Genomic DNA, 3,189 nt, shown 5'->3' on the forward strand with positions numbered 1-3,189 from the left:
CAGACAGGAGCCAGAAAAAGATATTTATCAGAAAAGTCATGAGCAAGCTAGAGGTTTAAAGACTGAGCGGGTTCCAATTATTTTTATTAATAAATATTTTACACAACTCATACCAGGTAAGCAAGAAAGCTACGCCACTACTACCGAATCATTACCACCTAATGCTACTAGAAAGTCAAACATCTGCTCAAGAGAAAATTTTTGCAATCTGCCATTTTTTAAGTTAGAAATTTTAGCCTCGTCAATCCCCAAAATTTGACTGACCTCCTGCTCGCTTAATTCTTGTTCAGTAATCAGATCGTAAATCACTGAAGCCAGCTTGACTTTAGCGAGTTTTTCTTCTGTATTAGCAAAGCCTAAGTCTTCAAAAATGTTTCCCGAACTAATAGTATATTCTGTCATAATCATTTATCTCCTTTTTGGTATTTATTATTGCTCTTTTGCGATTTCCTGTGCTTTTTTCAGGCGTTCTTTTTCTCCTACAGGTGATTGCATCATTCAACCTTTATTTGATCTCAGAGAATAAAGCATCTAAATCTTGACGACCATTAACAATTCTTAAAATTTCCACCGTTTCATTAATTACTCGATAGAAAATAATATATCCATCTAAAGGTAAACCTCTCAAGGATGGTTTAATATGACTATAGCTGCGTCCTAACTTGGGAAATTGTACTAATTGTTGACACTTTTTGTAAAATTTTCTGAATAGTTTTTCACCTGCTTCAATATTTACTACTAAAAAATAATCGGCAATCTTGTTTAAATCTTGATTGGCTGAAGGCGCAATAATATAACGATTTATAATTATTTTTGTGGTGCTTTTTTAAATTTTTCGAGTATATCATTTATGACTTTTTCTCCATCTAATCCCTCTCCATTATCTAATTCTGCTATGGCAACGTCAATTTTTTGACGAGTTTCTTCTACCCATTGTAAGTAATCTTGATCGAGGATTTCTAGCAAGTAAAAAGCGGTATCTATGACTTGTTCTGAATTATTAAATCTGCCACTTTTTAACTGTTTTTGGATAAATTGTTCTTGATTGGGTTTTAGTTGAATATTCATGATGACTTTTGTAAGGTTAAGGGTTAAGTCCAGTGTCCTGTTTCATTTTACTACAAGGATTAGCTAAAATAGGTTAGTTGAGGTGCATTACATAACATTAACGCCCCCTACGAGATCGGCGATCGCTCCTTGTTTGAGTTGGTCAATGAGAGCATTATCTCGTTCCCCGGTTCTACCTGAATATTGCTTTAAGGCAGAGCCTTGAAACAAGGGAAATGAGTAGGTAGGGTGCGTTAGGAGCGCCACAATATTATTTAATTTACATTAATTACATAGGCGACGTAACGCACCAATATTATCCTAAATCCCTTGAGTAACCCACAGAAAAGGGGTTTCTCGGAGAAACCCCTTTTCTACTCATGCACTCATGCAAAAAGGGGAATAAATAATCAGTAGATCGTAGGTTGGGTTGAACGATAGTGAAACCCAACACTTTTAAATAATTGGGTTGGGTTTCGTTCCTCAACCCAACCTACGGCTCTTTTAAATAATTGGGTTGGGTTTCGTTCCTCAACCCAACCTACGGCTCTCATGCACTCATGCAAAAAGGGGAATAAATAATCAGTAGATCGTAGGTTGGGTTGAACGATAGTGAAACCCAACACTTTTAAATAATTGGGTTGGGTTTCGTTCCTCAACCCAACCTACGGCTGAATATTGCTTTAAGGCAGAGCCTTATATATTGTGTTTCAAGGCAGAGCCTTGAAACAAGGGTAAAAAGGGAAAAAAGAAAATAAGGGTTACAGAGTCCTCCGAGCACCGCACACCACCCGAAAACCGTAGTAGTAGTTGCTGTCGCGGCGGGCGTAGAAGCTGCGGGCAGCAGAACGGCAGCCATTCGGATCGTTGAACCAAGAACAGCCCCGCAATAAAAAACGATAATCATTATCATTATTATTTATCCAAGCACTGCCATCCGTCGGCGCTCCGATATAGTTATCGTGCCAATCGTCTTCGCACCACTCCCAAACATTGCTAATCATGTCATGGAGTCCCCAAGCATTGGGCTTTTTCTGGCCCACAGGATGAGTTGTCTGCTGAGAATTTTTGTAATACCAGGCGTAATTTCCTGACTGATTGGCATCATCACCAAAATAATAGCGAGTAGTGGTCCCCGCACGACAGGCATATTCCCATTCCGCTTCTGTGGGTAGGCGATAGGTTTTTCCTGTTATTTGACTCAATTTTTGACAAAAGGCTTGAGCGTGATTCCAACTAATCCTTTCTACCGGATTTTGGGGATTATTGGAAAAATAAGAGGGATTGGTTCCCATTACCGCTTCATATTGTGCCTGAGTGACTGGATATTTCCCAATCGCAAAACTGTTGACTTTAACTTGGTGTGGAGGCTTTTCCCAATCCATAGCATCAGAATCACTGTCAGGAGATCCCATAAGAAACTCACCTGCTGGTAAGCTCACCATCTCTAGTGTTATCCCATTGGGTAGGTTTTCGATAAATGAAGTTTTATTGTCTAGGGGTGTCTCTGGTTGAGCAGATTTAGATGGAATCATCCAATCTGATGGAGAAGAAGGAGTTTTATTGTCTAGGGGTGTCTCTGGTTGAGGAGGGGGAGGAATAGGAGAGTCACCGACGACGGAGGTGATAAAATTCCCGACTCTCTCGATTACATGGTTGTTGATGCGTTGAATGGCGGTTTCGAGTTCGATTTCCTCGTCGGGGATTTCCACGTCTGTCCATTGCCATCCTTCCTGCTCGGCTCGCTCTAATGCGATCGCTAAACGGCCGCGCTTTTCTTCGCTGGTGACGAGGAAATTGAGCAAACTAGCCGATAGATTCTCGTTTTTGCGGAAAGATACCGCCGATTCGGAACTAAGAATGTTCTGGACGAGGGATTCCACCTCGCTGACACTGCGGGAAAGTTCCCCGTCAATGGTCACTACTCGCTCGATTAAGCCTTGAAACTGCCCGATAATTGGTTTTAGGTATTGTTCTAGATTAATGGCTACTTTGGCCATTTCGATCGCTTCTTGTTCCAGACTATCTAACTCCAGCTGCAACTGATACACTTGTTTGTACCCGTTCAACTCGCCGATCATTTTCGAGAAAACCTGTTTTTGTGTATCCTGATCTTCAGCTAATTTCTGGATACTTTCGCTG

The 3,189-nt window shown here is 40.7% G+C and carries 5 protein-coding genes; all 5 read right to left on the reverse strand.

The annotated features are described in order from the left end of the window. Positions 1-129: 129 nt before the first annotated feature. A complete protein-coding gene (locus IQ242_RS20615; protein WP_193961237.1) occupies positions 130-402 on the reverse strand; it encodes a helix-turn-helix domain-containing protein in 273 nt (90 codons plus the stop codon). Positions 403-505: 103 nt separating this feature from the next. After that, complete coding sequence (locus IQ242_RS20620) at positions 506-811, reverse strand: type II toxin-antitoxin system RelE/ParE family toxin (RefSeq protein WP_370583036.1); 306 nt, start codon at positions 809-811, stop codon at positions 506-508. Further along, positions 808-1,068, reverse strand: coding sequence for a type II toxin-antitoxin system ParD family antitoxin (locus IQ242_RS20625; RefSeq protein ID WP_193961238.1), 261 nt, complete (start codon positions 1,066-1,068; stop codon positions 808-810). Before IQ242_RS20625 ends, IQ242_RS20620 begins: the two co-directional genes overlap by 4 nt. 87 nt (positions 1,069-1,155) lie before the next feature. After that, entirely contained in the window at positions 1,156-1,314 is a 159-nt protein-coding gene (locus IQ242_RS20630) for a hypothetical protein (RefSeq protein ID WP_193961239.1), read from the reverse strand. A 494-nt stretch (positions 1,315-1,808) separates the two neighbouring features. After that, a partial coding sequence (locus IQ242_RS20635; protein ID WP_193961240.1) for a formylglycine-generating enzyme family protein occupies positions 1,809-3,189 on the reverse strand: 1,381 nt, incomplete at its 5' end.

Source organism: Microcystis sp. LEGE 08355 (genome assembly GCF_015207185.1).
GTDB classification, from domain to species: Bacteria; Cyanobacteriota; Cyanobacteriia; order Cyanobacteriales; family Microcystaceae; genus Microcystis; species Microcystis panniformis.